Raw genomic sequence first — 14,829 nt, forward strand, 5'->3', positions numbered from 1 at the left:
GTTTTGAGGAACAATTGCAATAATGATGCAGACTTAATAAAAATGTAGTTAAAGTACGGATTTTAACTTAAAATGGCTTTTATATTACGAATAGCGTACTTTATTTAGTTATTTATTAAGAAAATTAAAAATAGATGAAATTTAATTATTGATTATTATTTGCCCGGTTTGGGGAATTTTTTTCCCTTTGGGTTTAATCAATAAGCATGTTGTTAACCTGTAGTGATGGGTAATTAATTAGCACAAAACGGTAGTTTTTTTCAATTATTCCTGTTTGGAGTGAGGTTTTTTGATTGCTGCCAGGAGAATTTAGCCAAATAACTCAATTGAAGATGAGGTTGCGAAGTGTTTTATGGAATTCTTTTACACGAAAGGCATGAGTGTTCAACTTTCAAAAGATGGGTGTTCAACTTTTAAAGCTTCGGGTTTTTAAGTTTTTGATTATCAATGTGTATGTGTTCATACGTTGTTTGGGTAATAATGTAAATGCCTGATAATCAATAGTTGTTTTTTTTGAAAAATACACCAGGTGTTCAGTCCTAAAAAAGTTGAACACCTGGTGTATTTGTTTTATTTAACCTTTTGGCCGTTATTGCCGCGGTTTAGATCGGGCAGGGCATTATCAGGGTCAATGATGACTGATTCGGCTTCCTGAGTAGTAGGCAGTGTATAAGTAATTTGCCCGGACTGCAGCCAGGTTTCAACCGGCAGATAAAAGCGTTTTTTGCTGCCATCTTTAAATTTTACCTCGACAGTAAACGGCATCGGCAACTGCTCTTTGTTCACCACTTTAATAGTGATACCCTTCGAAGCATCTTTGCCTGCATATTTTGCGTCGATAAGCGCTATATCTACCAGCCAGTTATTGTAAAACCAGCCTTTCCAAAACCAGGAAAGGTCTTCGCCGGCCCCGTTCTCCATTGATCTGAAAAAGTCATCAGGCTGTGGGTGTTTAAAAGCCCATTGGTTGATGTAATTTTTAAAGGCATAGTCAAACCTGTCTTTTCCTAATATTTGTTCGCGCAGCAGCACCAGGCCAAAAGCAGGCTTATAGTAGGTGAGGGGATGTCGATATTTTTCGGGGATGGCATCAGGTGTGGTCATAATACTTGGCGATTGCGGATCAAGCAGTGAGGGAATGATCTCATCGGCAGGATTACCGCCGCCGGGTGCGTACTCACTATCCCGTTTTGGTGCGTATTCTCCCTTATTGAAGGCATCGGAAGCGTATATATCTATAAAGGTATTCAGGCCTTCATCCATCCAGGCATAACGCCGCTCGTTTGATCCTACAATCATCGGGAACCAGTTATGGCCTATCTCGTGCGCTGTTACCCAGTAAAGCACGCTGCCTTTGTCTGTAATGCCATCAAACACAATACCCGGATATTCCATGCCGCCGGCAATGCCCGCTTCGTTAATGGCAACAGGGTAAGGATATACAAACCATTTTTCTGAAAAGTATTCTATCGATTTTTTAAGATATTCGGTAGCCCGGCCCCATGCATCATTACCATAGCTTTCGGCAGGGTAAACGCTCATAGCCAATGATTTTTTACCGCCTGGCAGGTTAACCCTTGCTGCATCCCAGATGTAAGCTTTTGATACTCCAAAGGCAACATCACGGGTGTTGAGCATTTTAAAATGCCAGGTAAGGGTCCCTTTGTTAACCGGGCGACTGGCAGGATCATTAACCTCGGCCAAATCGCGGATCATGATAGTTTTGTCGCTGTTGCGAGCTTGATCTAAGCGGGCTATTTGTTTTGCCGTTAATACCTCTTTGGGGTTAAGCAGTTCGCCAGATCCGGCCACGATCATGTCCCATGGTACGGTTACTGAATAATCTATGTCTCCATAATCGAGGTAAAATTCGCCACTGCCTAAAAACGGCAAGGTATCCCAGCCGTGGCTGTCATCATAAACACACATGCGTGGAAACCACTGCGCAATTTCATAGATCTTGCCATTTTTAGTATCGCAATAATCAGTACGGCCTCCAAAAGCGCCAGGAATGGTATAATGATAATTGATGCGCAGTCTTATAGCTCCTTTTTGCAGCGGATGTGCAAGTCGTACCTGCATGCGGGCATCGGTGATTATAAAAGGTACCGCTTTAACAACATCGCCGTTATCAACAGATACAGATTCTATCTGGTAACCGCTGGTATACTGGTCTGCACCAGGCGAATGGTCGGTAAAAAAGTTGGAACGGGCATCCTGTTTATAAGTATTTTGATCAAGCTGTAACCAAAGGTACGGCAGGGCATCGGGACTGTTATTGGTATAGTTAATCACTACGGTACCGCTTATGGTCTTGCTTACAGTATCAAGTTTTACTTTCAAGGTATAGTCGGCCCGGTTTTGCCAGTATTTAGGGCCGGGAGCGCCATTGGCCGAGTGAAAGTCGTTACCCTTTTCGGTATAAAACATAGGCGAAAAAGCCGCTGCCGCGTTGTAGTTTGATGAAGTATCGTTAGGATTGAGTTTTCCTTTTTGCGCCGACGCGCTGAGTGCTAAAACCGACATTATACCTATGCCGATAGATCGTAATTTCATGCTGTGTATTTAAGTGCCCAATATACAAAGGATGGCGCTAAAATTGGGTTTTATGAAAAAGTTAAGAAACGTACACGCTTATGGCTATTATAAAAAAACATATTTTAGAGCTTTATTATAAAAGCTAAACTTGCACTTCCCAGTAAATATACCCTTTGGCCGGTCATCCATCCCGGTACATTTTGTTTGTGAAACGTTGTCGTATTTTTTAGGCTACCGGTATTATGCATGGTTGCGTAAGCATTCGGCAGATAAGATCAGTGCCGATCACCGGCTTATTATTTTCATCGGCGCGGCGGCAGGTGCATTTATCGGTTCGCATCTTGTAGGGATCTTTGAAAATCCGCCTTTGCTGTTTTCGCATTTCAATATCATCTATTTCATGGGCAATAAAACCATAGTGGGCGGTATGCTTGGTGGATTGATAGGCGTTGAACTTACCAAAAAGCAATTGGGTGTAACCGTATCATCCGGCGATTTGATGGTTTATCCGCTCATCCTGGCTATGATTATTGGCCGTACCGGTTGTTTTTTGGCCGGCCTGGAGGACGGCACTTATGGCATAGCTTCCAATTTACCATGGGCTATTGATTTTGGCGATGGGATCCGGAGGCACCCCACTAACTTGTATGAGATAGTGTTTTGGGTAATGCTTTGGCTTATACTGAAACTCATTGAACAAAGCCACCGCTTTATTGATGGTGCAAGGTTTAAATTGTTTATGGTAAGCTACCTCATTTTTCGGCTACTGGTTGAGTTTATTAAGCCCGATTACTTTTTTAGTTTTGGTTTATCGGTAATTCAGTTAGTTTCTATGGCCGGCATTTTGTATTATTATAAAGTATTTTTATATCCTAAAAAGCTGTTTATAAGCCATGCCTGAACGCCCGTATATATATTATGATTTTACGTTGAGCATTTGCTCCACCTGTTTGCGTCGGGTTGATGCCAAAATTGTTTTTGAGGATGATAAGGTTTACATGCTTAAAAACTGCAGGCAACATGGTTTTGAAAAGGTGCTGATTGCCACCGATGTGGAATATTATAAAAACTGCCGCAACTATGCCAAGCGAAGTGAGATGCCGCTTAAATTCAATGCCAAAACACATTATGGCTGCCCGTATGATTGCGGCCTTTGCCAGGATCATGAGCAGCACTCATGCCTTACTGTTGTGGAGGTTACAGACAGGTGTAATTTAAGTTGCCCCACTTGCTATGCCATGTCATCACCTACTTATGGCAGGCACCGTACTTTGGCCGAAATTGAACAGATGCTGGATGTAGTAGTGGCAAATGAAGGTCAGCCCGATGTGGTGCAAATCAGCGGGGGGGAGCCCACTGTGCATCCGCAGTTTTTTGAAATTCTGGATATCGCTAAAACAAAACCCATTAAGCATCTAATGGTAAATACTAACGGTATCCGGATTGCTAAGGATGAAAATTTTGTAAAGCGGCTGGCAACCTATATGCCCGATTTTGAGATTTACCTGCAGTTTGATTCGTTTAAAAAAGAGGCGCTTGAGCAATTGCGCGGGGAGGATTTGCGCGACGTGAGGCAAAAGGCCATTGAAAATCTAAACAAGTATAATCTGTCGACAACGCTTGTAGTTACGTTGCAAAAAGGTTTAAATACTGACGAGTTAGGGGCAATTATTGAATATGCATTGAAGCAGCCCTGTGTTCGCGGGGTAACTTTTCAGCCTACCCAGCAGGCCGGCAGATTAGAGCACTTTAATGAGCAAACCGACCGTTACACCCTTACTGAGGTACGCAGCGCTATATTGGAGCAAACGAAAATATTTAACAAAAACGACCTGATACCGGTGCCCTGCAATCCTGATGCCCTGGTGATGGGGTATGCTCTTAAACTGGGCGGTGAAGTGATTCCGCTAACCAGGATGATCAATCCGGATGACCTGCTCGATAATTCAAAAAACACCATCGTTTATGAAAATGATGAACGCTTGAAAGGGCATCTGCTTAATATGTTCAGCACAGGTAACTCGGTTGATAAAGCTAAAGAACACCTGCACTCATTGTTATGCTGCCTGCCCGAAATTGATGCGCCAAGCTTGAGCTACGACAACCTGTTCAGGGTGATAATTATGCAATTTATAGATGCGCAAAACTTTGATGTGCGTGCCATCAAAAAATCATGTGTGCATATCGTAAATAAAGACATGCAAATCATTCCCTTTGAAACCATGAATCTGTTTTACAGGGATGATAAGCGGGAATACCTTGAACAGTTAAGAGGAGAGATTTTGGTATGACAGAGGAAGAACAATTACAACCACAAAATCAACATCCTGATAACAAGCAGCCAAGTGGTATCAAGATAGTAGGGCTTAATCTGGCGGTATTTGTTGGCTATACACTGCTGAGTATGCTGACCAGCGGCGGGCTTATATTCGCCGGATTGCTAATGATTGCCCAGGTGGTGGTTTGTATTATACTTTCATTGTATTTCCGTAAGTGGAGTTGGTTTTTAGGCGGCCTGTTGGTTTTGATAATTGGATTTTCAACATGTGTTTCACTGATAAGGATTTAGTATCCCGCAAGTTGATATAAAAGTAAAATGGAAACGCTGAAGAAAGCCCCCGGTAACAATAAAATGATAGTTGTTGGTATCAATTTATTGGTACTGGTAGCTTATACCATATATTTCAGATGGATTGTTAATGAAGAGCTTATTATATTAGCAGAAGCAGTCTTTATTTTTTTGCATGTATTATTATGCCTGATAGTGGCAATTTTTGCCTTGAGAAAAGAGTTTTTGTTTAGCGCACTCGTAGTACTGCTGATCGGTTTTTCATCATGCTGGGTTGTTTTCTCCATTTAGGTTAACATCCCTGCCAAAACCCCTTCTTTTAATGAGTTAGTACACATACTTACCTTGTGAATATCCAGCGCATGCATAATAAAACGGGTAACCAAAGAAGCAGCTACGATCATATCAACCCGAACGGGAATAATTCCCGGATTACCCAATCTTTCTTTATGGCTTGAGAGAATCAGCTTATTGGTGATGGTTAAAAGCTCTTCTTCATCAAAATCATAATGCTGGATACTTTTCAAATCAAAGGGCCGGGCCTTTTCTGTTTCGACCAAGCCAGCAAAAGTTTCAAACGAGCCCGATGAGCCAACAAGAGTATCTATTTCAATGCCTGTAGTGGCGATGAACAAATCATTCAGGGTATCCTCGAGATACAAATTCATAGCCTCGATAGATGCTGGGGGGATTGGGTCGGTGTGATGAAACTGGTCCATGAGGCGGGCAGCGCCAACCTCAAAGCTTTGTTTCCACAATATTTTATCGGTGTTGCCCAAAATAAACTCAACGCTGCCTCCGCCAATATCCATGATCAGGGAGTTTTTAGCCGATAAGCAGCCGCTTAACTTTACACCGTTGTAGATAAAACCGGCTTCCTGTTCGCCATCAATAATTTCTATGGCGATGCCTGTTCGGCTTTCAACTTCTTTAACGAAATCTTTTCCGTTAGAGGCACTGCGTAAGGCCGAGGTTGCTATCGCTCTTACACTGCTAACGTTGTTGGCCGCGATAAGTTCGTGAAAACGTTGCATAGTATTTACGCCACGCTGAAAAGCATCTGGCAAAATATGGCCTTTGTTAATGCCTCCCTCGCCTAACTTAACGGCTTCAGTAATATGTACAACTTCATGGTAGTCATGGATCTCGCCTTCGGCAATCAATAAATGGAAGGTATTTGTACCCAAATCCATTACTGCAACGCGTTTACTCATACGGCTAAAATAAATAATCCCCGAAAATGTTTTCCATTCCCGGGGATTTTATTCGGTAAATCCGAAATCGAACATCCGATATCCGAAATCAAAAATTATTCTTTATAAAAAAACCATTTTGCGAGTTCTTTATAGCTTGCTTTTTTGCCATACATCAACACACCTACCCGGTAAATTCGCGCCGCAACATAGGTGGTAAATAAAAAACCGATCACCATTAAACCCATAGATAAAGCAACCTGCCAGGGTGGTGGGCCAAACGGGATCCGTACCATCATGGCTACGGGGGCTGTAAATGGAATGATAGAGAGCCATACTGCCAGCGGGCTGTCGGGTGCACGGAACAGTACCGATACCGACAGAATATACGTAAATAACAAAGGCATAGTTATCGGGAACATGAACTGCTGCGTTTCGGTTTCACTGTCAACCGCCGAGCCTACGGCCGCAAAAAGGGCCGCATATAATAGATATCCGCTTAAAAAGTAAAATATAAAACAACCCATAATATACCCAAACGGAATGGTTTGCAATACAGCAAGTGCACTTGTCATGGGGCTGGCCGGCGAATTAAAAGCATGTCCAGCTATTTTAGTTGATATGACAGACAAAATTATCCAGGCTCCGAATTGCGTTAGACCAACTAAACCAACTCCAATGATTTTACCCAGCATAAGCTGAAAGGGTTTTACCGATGATATTACCACTTCAATAATACGGTTAGTTTTTTCTTCAATCACTCCACGCATTACCTGGCCACCATATATAAACAACGATATGTAAATGAGTATAGCACAGGCAATCCCGATCAGGATATTGGGGCCGATATTGGCGTTCTTATCACCCTTGTCTGAAATTTCAATAGCGTTTACTGATATGTTGGCTCTTTTGATGTTACGCAAAAGCGCGGTGTCGATATGATGTTTCACAAGGTTGTTTGAAAAAGCGATATCACTGATCTGTTTCTCAATTTCTTCGGAAAGAGGGATCGAAGCTTTCTTTTTTGAAAAGATCTGTACCGAATCTTTCTGCAGATAGTTTACAGGAATATACAAAATAGAGATCCCTTCACTGTCTTTTAGCAGTTGTTTTGATGATTTAAGATCAGTAAGGGCATAGGTGAATTTTACATTCGTAACATCATGGAATTTATTAGCGAAATCGCCGCTTTTATCAATCACATTAACCGTTTGTAAGGAGGATAATTTATCGCTGTTTTCGGCAACCATTTTTATAACCACACCCATGATAAATAGCAGCAACGGCACCACAAATATCATGATGATGAATGATTTTTTGCGAACCCGTGTAAGATACTCGCGCTGTATAATAAGTAATACTTTATTCATGGCCGGTTGAGTTTAGGTTAACTTTTTCGATAAATATTTCATGCATGCTGGGTATTACCTCCTGCAGCATATTTACCCTTGCTTTTGGAATAAGGTATTGCAAAACATCGTTTGAATTATTTTCGCCCTTAAGTTTTATCTTGATGGTATGACTGCCATCATCAGCGTGAGTTTCGCTAACCAGTTCAAACGGCTGGTTACCATCAAATGCTATTTGTTGGCCCGTGTATTCAATAAAATAGGTTTCGTTACGATAGGAGTTGCGGATGTGTTTAACCTTACCATCCAATATCTTGTGCGATTTATGGATGAGGGCTATGGCATCGCAAAGTTCCTCGACAGATTCCATGCGGTGGGTAGAAAACAAAATAGTGGCGCCCTTTTTATTTAGCTCCAATATTTCGTCTTTAATCTGTTCGGCATTTACGGGGTCAAATCCGCTGAAAGGCTCATCTAATATAATCAAATCGGGTTCATGCAGTACAGTTGCTACAAATTGTGCTTTTTGCTGCATGCCTTTTGATAACTCTTCTATTTTCTTTTTCCACCAGGTTTCCATTTCCAGCTTCTCAAACCAAAACTTAAGACGTTTTTGCGCTTCAGCACGGCTTAAGCCTTTTAACCGGGCCAGGTAAATCATTTGTTCGCCAATCTCCATCTTTTTGTACAGGCCGCGTTCTTCGGGCAGATAACCTATCCGTTCGATGTGCGATTGGTTAAGTCTTTCGCCATTAAAATAAATCTCACCCGAATCGGGGGCAGTAATTTGGTTTACAATACGGATAAGCGAAGTTTTACCGGCACCATTAGGGCCAAGCAGGCCAAAAATCTGACCGCTTTCAACCTCTAAACTTACATCACTGAGTGCACGGTGACCTGCGTATTGTTTAACAATATTGCGGATGCTTAGCATTTGTTAAGGTTTATGTATCTATGTTTTGCCTTGTTAGATGAAGTTAAGCAAAAAAAGTTACAGGTTGGGTTTATCGTACTGTGACCAATCGGGCTTTTCCATATCATAAAATGGCTTTTGCAGTGGCTGGCTATTAAGCGCGTTTAAGGCGGTTATTGCAATATAAATTCCGGCCGACGGAACAATGAGGTATACGAGCCCCATATAGCGGATATAAAGCACATAGTTAGATATTCCGATAAGGGAAAATGCCATCGGTACAGCCATGTAAAATACAACAACAAATAGTTCGCTCAGCGCAAAAAGCAGTAGTGGCAATTTGAATACGGTAGCTCGCAACAAAGCAGCCATGATCACGAGGCATATTATGACCAGCATGTTGATAGCCCCATGTATCTGGTAAAACATTATTAATGATTCGCTATTGATTTGAAAAAAGCCGATAGCCATATTAACTAAACCCGATACTACACTATAGATCATATAAATGATGAACAGGTTAACGATAGCTGACTTTTCGTTGGTGTATTTTAAAATACCTATCACGAATATCATCAGCCAGGCAAAACAAATAACCTGCATAAATGAAAGCCAGGGTTTTACTACATACAGTGCTGTGAACGAAATAGCTTGCATGACGTACAGGAGTATTAGCGCCAACATACTAACCGCGCAAGCAGCAATGGTAAGGTAAGCGGTATCACGTGTAGGTTTCATAAGCAGGATAGGTTTAAATTAATGAATATTACAATTAGCCTAAAGATAATAAGGCAAGGCTGTTAATTGAAATAAAAAAAACGGCGTGATTGTTTTGATACAAAATACGCCGTTAGTTAATAAAGCGGGTGCTTGATTTATTTCAGTTGTTTCAGGCTAAACCTCAATGTTTCAATGGCCTCTTTTTGCCTTGAAATAATCACGTACATATAGCCATTATAAACAATGGTATGGGGGTAACCATATTGCCCGCCTTTCCACAAGCCTTCTTTTTTAAGATGATATAGCTCATTAGCTATAATATAATTTTTATCAAAGATTTTACCATCTTTTGATAGCGAGAGCACCAGCGGGTTGCGGTCATAATGGTGCAGGGTATCGGGGATGCCTACGTAATAAAAACGTTTATCGGGTAACCGGCCCAGGTGAAACTTGCTGTCATTATCCGAAAAAGGGGCCTCCACCGGCCGCGACCAGCTGTTGCCGTTATCCTTGCTTTCGGTAAGCCATAAATGGCCTTTCCAGCCTTTACCGGTTACCCTGAGCAGCATATGCAATACATTGTCATCAGTTTCAAAAAATGAGCCTTCACAAAGTGGCGGTAATCCTGATTTTGCAGCGGGGGCATAAAACATGGCAGGGTTATCCTGTTTATAAAGTGAATCGGGATAAAAACTGCTTAGCTTCCAGCCCGAAAGCCCGCGGGGATCATCGGTGTAAGGAAAAGTGAAATTACCACTGATGATCAACCTGCCGCTATTTGTAACCTCAGGCCCATGGTTGGGTACAACAGGCAAATGCATATCAAGCGGTTGGCTCCAATGTTCACCGTCGGTACTGGTTTTAGCCCATAAATGGGTGTTATTGCGATGTTTGTCGTAGTCGCCATAATAGGCTACCAGGGTTCCTTTGTATTGATAAAGCCCGGCGGCAGTGAGTACCGTGAGGGTATCGTTGATTTTGCCCGGAGTAGCTAATGTTTTTAATGGCGACCAGTGTTTGAAATCTTTAGAAGTAGAATACACTACTCTTTGCCCCGGCGAATCCTCATCAATCATTCCGTTGCTCCATATGGCCACAAAACGGTCTTTAAAATGAATGATGGATGCGTGATGGTTATAAAGCCACTCTTTATCGGGCGAGTAGATCATCGATCGTTCGATGTTTAACCTCGGTACTCCGGCTTCGGTTTGGTAATTGTTGCGAATGGCCGGGGTTTGGGCGTGGGCGCCAAGAACAGATAGAAAAAGGGAGGTAACAAAAAAAGACTTGAATTTTGCAGACATGATCCTAATTAACGCAATTTATCCGGTTAGTAAAAACGGAGTTGAAATTTGCTGATGTGCGGTATCGCTTAAACAAAAAAACATAACTAAACTTTATAACAAAAGCATGGCAATCCTTTTATACCCAAATCAAGGTTCTTTTACTAAATTACATGCCTGTCAAATACATCATTTATGAAGCGAACATTACTTTTAATAGCCACGCTTTCAGTTGTTTTTAACGCATCCGCCCAACAAAAAAAGCCATTGAAGCCTGCGGATGTTTATCGTATCCCGGTAGTGAGTGATCCGCAATTATCGCCTGATGGTAAGTGGGTTGCCTACAGTGTATCGGATGTTGATACCGCTAAAGACCGCCGCGTATCCCACTTATGGATGCAGAGTTTTGACGGCAAAGAATCTATCCAGTTAACTCACGGCGATGAGGCAGCCTCATCGCCGCGCTGGAGCCCGGATGGTAAATACTTATCGTTTCTCTCCTCACGTGATTCAAAAACAGGTTCACAGGTTTGGCTGATCGACCGGCGTGGTGGTGAGGGTGCTAAGCTAACCAATATTAAAGGCGACTTAGGCGACTACGCCTGGAGCCCCGACGGTAAGCGCCTGGTAATGGTGATAGGCGACCCGGAAAACAAAGGCAAAGAAGAGCCTAAAACGCCAAAGCCAATAGTTATTGACCGTTATCATTTTAAGCAGGATGTAGTTGGATATCTTCAGCACTTGCATAATCACCTTTATTTAATTGATGTTGCCACTAAAAAGCTTGATACTTTAACCCGGGGCGATAAAGATGAAAGTTCGCCGGTATGGTCGCCGGATAGCAAAACCATCGCTTTTGTCAGTAACCGAAGTGCCGATCCTGACAAAAACCAAAATACCGATATCTTTACTATTGACGCCCGCCCAGGTGCCAGTATGTTGCAGCTTACTACCTGGAGTGGAAGGGATAGCAACCCGCAATGGAGCCCTGATGGGAGGTATATTTCCTATCTCCGTTCAACCAGCGATGCCGATTACATGATGTATGATCAAAGCGTAGTATGCATTATGGACGTTGTTGGCCAAAATAATAAACCGCTTACCCTACAGCTTGACCGACCTGCTGCCGCACAAACCTGGGCTAAAGACAGCAAGAATATTGTATTTATTGTGACAGATGACCGCACGCGTTATTTAGCCAATATCAATATCAACAGCGGAAAGATCACTACGATAAACAAAGGCGATTACGTTTTTAATGATATAGCTACCAATCTTTCGGGTAATTGGATAGTACAAAAAACAGATCCGTATACCCCTGCCGAATTGTTTGCTTTGGAAGATAAAAAGCTGCGCAGGCTTACTTTTCATCATGATGAATGGCTAAATACCGTGCAACTTGCTTATGCCAAAGGTTTTGAATCAACAAGTTCTGATGGTACCAAAGTGTCGGGGATAGTTTTAACGCCCGATAGTGTTCCTGAAAAAAAGTATCCCTTAATTCTGTTTATTCACGGTGGCCCGGTTGGGCAGGATGAATTTAGTTTTGATGCTACCCGGCAAACGCTTGCTGCTGCCGGCTATGCCGTAGCGGCGGTAAATTATCGCGGTAGCAACGGTCGAGGATTAGATTACTGTAAAGCCATTTATGCCGATTGGGGCAATAAAGAGGTTAAGGATTTGCTTGGTGCTGTTGACGAATTAGAGAAATTAGGCATAGCCAACCCCGACAAGCTGGGCATAGGCGGTTGGAGTTATGGCGGTATCCTTACCGATTATACCATTGCATCTGATACCCGTTTTAAAGCGGCTGCCAGTGGTGCAGGCAGCGCGTTACAGCTTTCTGTTTACGGCAGTGATCAGTATGTGTTACAGTATGAAAGCGAGATAGGTGTGCCGTGGAAAAATGCCGATAAGTGGATCCAGATTTCATACCCGTTTTTCCATGCCGATAAAATAAAAACACCGGTAATGTTTATGTCAGGTCTGCGGGATTTTAATGTGCCTACCATCGGCAGCGAACAGATGTACGAGGCGTTAAGAACACAAGGCATCCCAACCGAATTGATATTATATCCTAATCAATTCCATGGTCTTACTAAGCCAAGCTACCAGGTAGACAGGTTGCAGCGCTACGTTGAATGGTATGATAAGTATTTAAAAAAATAACATTTTGATATGTCCCGACGGGGCTTTTTAATCGTGTTTTTATGAAGTATGTTATGTTGATTTTGGTTGCATTGGCTTTTAAGCCCATATGTGCCCAAGTTGTTAAAAAGCCGCTTAAGCCCACAGATTTATATAAACAACCAACGTTGATGGCTCCTCAGTTATCTCCCGACGGCAAATGGTTGGTTTACGAACTATCTGAAGTGGATACGGCTAAGGATAAGCGCATATCTCACTTATGGATGCAAAGCTTCGATGGCAAGCAGTCCATTCAGCTTACTTATGGCGATGAGCCCGCCTCTACCCCCAAGTGGACACCGGATGGTAAGTTTATTTCTTACCTGTCCGAAAAAGATTCAAAAAATGGTGGCCAGGTTTGGATGATGGACAGGCGTGGAGGAGAGGGGCATAAACTCACCGATATTAAAGGTGAGATTGAAGAATATGTCTGGTCGCCGGATAGTAAGAAACTGGCATTAATTATAAAAGACCCGGAAAACAAGGGAAAAGAAGCACCCAAAACTACGCCACCTATCAAAATAGACCGCTATCATTTTAAACAGGATATTGAAGGGTACCTGCAGCATTTGCATTCGCACTTATACCTGTATGATGTGGGCTCAAAAAAACTGGACACCCTCACCAGTGGTAAAATGGATGATGGCTCGCCGCAATGGAGCCCCGACGGAAAAACCATTGCCTATATAAGCAACCACACTGCCGACCCCGATAGGAATGAAAATACTGATATTTTTACAATAGAGGCTAAACCGGGTGCTGAACCTAAACAGCTTACTACCTTTACCGGTCATGATATTAATCCCGTTTGGAGCCCGGACGGTAAGCGTATTGCCTATCTCCGTTCAACAAGCGACGCAGATTATTTCATTTACCAGCATGATGTTTTATTCCTGATGGATGCCGACGGGAAAAATAATCGCCCGTTAACTGATCAGCTGGACAGGCCTGTTAGCAACATTGCCTGGAGCAAGGACGGTAAAGACCTTGAATATGTAGTGAGCAGCGACAGAATCCGTTATATCAACAGGTATAATTTGCTTCTCCGCAAATCGGTACTGGTATACAGAGGTAATGAATGTAGTTTCTCTGATATAGCAGGCCATTCATTAGCAACATGGGTAGGGCGGATGACCACACCATATATGCCTAACGAATTGGTAGCTATTGAAAATGGCAAGGTCCGCCGTTTAACTTTTCACCAGGAAAAATGGCTTAGTGAGGTTAAGCTTGCTTATGTAAAAGGTTTCCAGTCGTTTAGTAGCGATGGTACTTTGGTATCCGGCATTTTATATATGCCGGATAGCGTGGTTACCAAAAAAATGCCATTTATCCTTTACATCCATGGTGGCCCTACCGATCAGGATGAGTTTGAGTTTGATGAGATCAGGCAAACGCTTGCTTGTGCCGGGTATGCTGTAGCTGCCGTAAATTACCGTGGCAGCACAGGGCGCGGTATAGAATTTACCAAAGCCATTTATGCCGATTGGGGCAATAAAGAAGTTAAAGACCTGCTCGGAGCAGTAGATGAACTGGTTAAGCTTGGCATAGCCGATAAAGATCGCCTTGGTATTGGTGGTTGGAGCTACGGCGGCATCCTTACAGATTATACTATAGCTACCGATCCTCGTTTTAAGGCAGCCTCAAGCGGAGCCGGTAGCGCATTGCAGTTGGCTATTTACGGATCAGATCAGTGGGTAATGCAGTACGACAATGAGTTAGGGGCACCATGGAAAAATGCCGATAAATACATCAAGTTATCTTATCCTTTTTTTCATGCCGATAAGATAAAAACGCCGACTCAATTCATGTCGGGCCTAAAGGATTTTAATGTGCCAACCGGTGGGGGAGAACAAATGTATGAAGCACTGCGGTCGCAAGGTATACCAACGCAGCTGGTGCTTTATCCCGGCCAGTATCACGGTATTACCGTGCCCAGTTACCAGGTTGACAGGTTGCAGCGGTATATCGAATGGTTTGATAAATATTTATCACCCCAGCCCCCTAAAGTGGGCGCTTTTTGATGAAGCTTAAATTAAACTTGAAAGGCTTGAGCTAATTAACTCAAGCCTTTCAA

The 14,829-nt window shown here is 42.6% G+C and carries 12 protein-coding genes; 6 read left to right on the forward strand and 6 right to left on the reverse strand.

Translation table 11 applies throughout. From position 1 onward, the window contains the following. Nucleotides 1-570: 570 nt before the first annotated feature. Nucleotides 571-2,556, reverse strand: coding sequence for a M1 family metallopeptidase (locus tag BMX50_RS14750; protein WP_091211307.1), 1,986 nt, complete (start codon nucleotides 2,554-2,556; stop codon nucleotides 571-573). 130 nt (nucleotides 2,557-2,686) lie between these two features. Between BMX50_RS14750 and BMX50_RS14755 the strand changes: the two genes are divergently transcribed. Genes BMX50_RS14755 through BMX50_RS14770 form a run of 4 tightly spaced genes read left to right on the forward strand, consistent with a single transcriptional unit; the run spans nucleotide 2,687 to nucleotide 5,398 of the window. Then, complete coding sequence (locus BMX50_RS14755; protein WP_091211308.1) at nucleotides 2,687-3,439, forward strand: prolipoprotein diacylglyceryl transferase; 753 nt, start codon at nucleotides 2,687-2,689, stop codon at nucleotides 3,437-3,439. Further along, entirely contained in the window at nucleotides 3,432-4,829 is a 1,398-nt protein-coding gene (locus BMX50_RS14760; RefSeq protein ID WP_091211309.1) for a radical SAM protein, read from the forward strand. The genes BMX50_RS14755 and BMX50_RS14760 overlap by 8 nt, the downstream gene beginning before the upstream one ends. Then, nucleotides 4,826-5,107, forward strand: a complete 282-nt coding sequence (locus BMX50_RS14765; protein ID WP_091211310.1) for a hypothetical protein — start codon at nucleotides 4,826-4,828, stop codon at nucleotides 5,105-5,107. Before BMX50_RS14760 ends, BMX50_RS14765 begins: the two co-directional genes overlap by 4 nt. Before the next feature lie 27 nt (nucleotides 5,108-5,134). Beyond that, complete coding sequence (locus tag BMX50_RS14770; RefSeq protein WP_091211311.1) at nucleotides 5,135-5,398, forward strand: hypothetical protein; 264 nt, start codon at nucleotides 5,135-5,137, stop codon at nucleotides 5,396-5,398. Here the strand turns inward: BMX50_RS14770 and BMX50_RS14775 are convergent. The 5 genes from BMX50_RS14775 to BMX50_RS14795 all read right to left on the reverse strand — a co-directional run bounded on the left by BMX50_RS14775 (nucleotide 5,395) and on the right by BMX50_RS14795 (nucleotide 10,586). After that, nucleotides 5,395-6,321: a Ppx/GppA phosphatase family protein gene (locus BMX50_RS14775; protein WP_091211312.1), complete on the reverse strand. Its 927-nt coding sequence runs from the start codon at nucleotides 6,319-6,321 to the stop codon at nucleotides 5,395-5,397. The genes BMX50_RS14770 and BMX50_RS14775 overlap by 4 nt on opposite strands. A gap of 95 nt (nucleotides 6,322-6,416) precedes the next feature. Continuing rightward, on the reverse strand, nucleotides 6,417-7,670 hold the full coding sequence (locus tag BMX50_RS14780) for an ABC transporter permease (protein ID WP_091211313.1): 1,254 nt from the start codon (nucleotides 7,668-7,670) through the stop codon (nucleotides 6,417-6,419). Further along, nucleotides 7,663-8,583 (reverse strand): ABC transporter ATP-binding protein, encoded by a 921-nt coding sequence (locus tag BMX50_RS14785; RefSeq protein WP_091211314.1) that lies wholly within the window; start codon nucleotides 8,581-8,583, stop codon nucleotides 7,663-7,665. The genes BMX50_RS14780 and BMX50_RS14785 overlap by 8 nt, the downstream gene beginning before the upstream one ends. Nucleotides 8,584-8,640: 57 nt before the next feature. Then, nucleotides 8,641-9,300 (reverse strand): hypothetical protein, encoded by a 660-nt coding sequence (locus tag BMX50_RS14790; protein ID WP_091211315.1) that lies wholly within the window; start codon nucleotides 9,298-9,300, stop codon nucleotides 8,641-8,643. A gap of 137 nt (nucleotides 9,301-9,437) precedes the next feature. Continuing rightward, nucleotides 9,438-10,586 (reverse strand): exo-alpha-sialidase, encoded by a 1,149-nt coding sequence (locus BMX50_RS14795; protein WP_091211316.1) that lies wholly within the window; start codon nucleotides 10,584-10,586, stop codon nucleotides 9,438-9,440. A 174-nt stretch (nucleotides 10,587-10,760) separates the two neighbouring features. On the opposite strand from BMX50_RS14795, the gene BMX50_RS14800 reads away from it, so the two are divergent. Both BMX50_RS14800 and BMX50_RS14805 read left to right on the forward strand, forming a co-directional pair. Next, nucleotides 10,761-12,734: an alpha/beta hydrolase family protein gene (locus tag BMX50_RS14800; protein ID WP_091211317.1), complete on the forward strand. Its 1,974-nt coding sequence runs from the start codon at nucleotides 10,761-10,763 to the stop codon at nucleotides 12,732-12,734. A 149-nt stretch (nucleotides 12,735-12,883) separates the two neighbouring features. Next, nucleotides 12,884-14,776 carry an alpha/beta hydrolase family protein gene (locus tag BMX50_RS14805; protein WP_208864715.1) on the forward strand — a complete coding sequence of 631 codons (1,893 nt, stop codon included), beginning with the start codon at nucleotides 12,884-12,886 and terminating at the stop codon, nucleotides 14,774-14,776. The last annotated feature ends 53 nt before the right edge of the window (nucleotides 14,777-14,829 follow it).

Source organism: Mucilaginibacter gossypiicola (assembly GCF_900110105.1).
In the GTDB taxonomy this organism is placed as follows: Bacteria; Bacteroidota; Bacteroidia; order Sphingobacteriales; family Sphingobacteriaceae; genus Mucilaginibacter; species Mucilaginibacter gossypiicola.

Excerpts from the sequence above, each read along its gene's own strand:
- BMX50_RS14750 (WP_091211307.1), bottom strand. The coding sequence starts at position 2,556 with ATGAAATTACGATCTATCGGCATAGGTATAATGTCGGTTTTAGCACTC.
- BMX50_RS14790 (WP_091211315.1), bottom strand. The coding sequence starts at position 9,300 with ATGAAACCTACACGTGATACCGCTTACCTTACCATTGCTGCTTGCGCG.
- BMX50_RS14770 (WP_091211311.1), top strand. The coding sequence starts at position 5,135 with ATGGAAACGCTGAAGAAAGCCCCCGGTAACAATAAAATGATAGTTGTT.
- BMX50_RS14785 (WP_091211314.1), bottom strand. The coding sequence starts at position 8,583 with ATGCTAAGCATCCGCAATATTGTTAAACAATACGCAGGTCACCGTGCA.
- BMX50_RS14765 (WP_091211310.1), top strand. The coding sequence starts at position 4,826 with ATGACAGAGGAAGAACAATTACAACCACAAAATCAACATCCTGATAAC.
- BMX50_RS14800 (WP_091211317.1), top strand. The coding sequence starts at position 10,761 with ATGAAGCGAACATTACTTTTAATAGCCACGCTTTCAGTTGTTTTTAAC.
- BMX50_RS14795 (WP_091211316.1), bottom strand. The coding sequence starts at position 10,586 with ATGTCTGCAAAATTCAAGTCTTTTTTTGTTACCTCCCTTTTTCTATCT.
- BMX50_RS14775 (WP_091211312.1), bottom strand. The coding sequence starts at position 6,321 with ATGAGTAAACGCGTTGCAGTAATGGATTTGGGTACAAATACCTTCCAT.
- BMX50_RS14805 (WP_208864715.1), top strand. The coding sequence starts at position 12,884 with ATGGCTCCTCAGTTATCTCCCGACGGCAAATGGTTGGTTTACGAACTA.
- BMX50_RS14760 (WP_091211309.1), top strand. The coding sequence starts at position 3,432 with ATGCCTGAACGCCCGTATATATATTATGATTTTACGTTGAGCATTTGC.
- BMX50_RS14780 (WP_091211313.1), bottom strand. The coding sequence starts at position 7,670 with ATGAATAAAGTATTACTTATTATACAGCGCGAGTATCTTACACGGGTT.